The organism is Synechococcus sp. R6-10 (assembly GCF_047461815.1).
Classification (GTDB): Bacteria; Cyanobacteriota; Cyanobacteriia; order Thermostichales; family Thermostichaceae; genus Thermostichus.
Window position 1 is genome coordinate 1 of record NZ_JANSHW010000562.1, and the last position, 701, is coordinate 701.

A 701-nucleotide genomic window follows, 5' to 3' on the forward strand; every position below is an offset into this window, starting at 1 on the left:
GTTTTTCCTGCAGAGCCTCGAGAGGATCAAAGGGATCGGGATTGGCCGTCACGGCTGGGCTTTTGTGGGGGGGTAGGCTTGGGGAGAACGGGATCCGGCAAATCCGGTTTGGATCTCGTTGAAGGGTTTGGCTTTGATCAGCCCTGGGGGAACGGGATCCAACTTGAAGAGGGCGCGAATAGCGTTTTCCACCTCGGTGATGGGGCGGTTGCCGACGGATTGATAGACGATATTTCCCTCTGGGTCGAAGAGGAGGGTTTGAGGCACTTGTCCGGTGTAGTATTGGCCGCGCTCGTCGCCGGGCAGGAGGGAATCGACGGAATAGGGGATGAAATAGACCCCCAGCCCGTAGCGAACCTGCAGGTTGGCAATGGTGGCGGCGTATTTTTTGCAATCGCTACTGTCATCGATGTAATACACGAGGAGGGCCGGGATCCCTTGCTCTTTCGCCTGCTTCAAGGAAACGCGGGGGGGGATCATGCCGCCGTTGGCCCCGTAGAGGGCAAAGATGTTGCCATCGTAACGGTCGTCGTTGAGCAGAGCACTGGCGGGAGGGGAAAACCAACCTGTCAAAGCGATGAGCAGAGCCACCAGGAAGATACGAAGCAACAGCATGATCTCATCCTCTTGTAAACTACCCGACTCCGACCGCTAAAGCGGTACGGAGCGGGCTTTCAGTAGCCCTGAGCCTGCTCTGCTCT

At 57.5% G+C, this 701-nt stretch carries 1 protein-coding gene; it reads right to left on the minus strand.

What is annotated here, in order from left to right; genetic code table 11:
- Nucleotides 1–48 precede the first annotated feature (48 nt).
- Nucleotides 49–615, minus strand: a complete 567-nt coding sequence (locus tag NW837_RS13805; RefSeq protein WP_011432764.1) for a thylakoid membrane photosystem I accumulation factor — start codon at nt 613–615, stop codon at nt 49–51.
- Nucleotides 616–701: the final 86 nt, after the last annotated feature.

Excerpts from the sequence above, each read along its gene's own strand:
- NW837_RS13805 (WP_011432764.1), bottom strand. The coding sequence starts at position 615 with ATGCTGTTGCTTCGTATCTTCCTGGTGGCTCTGCTCATCGCTTTGACA.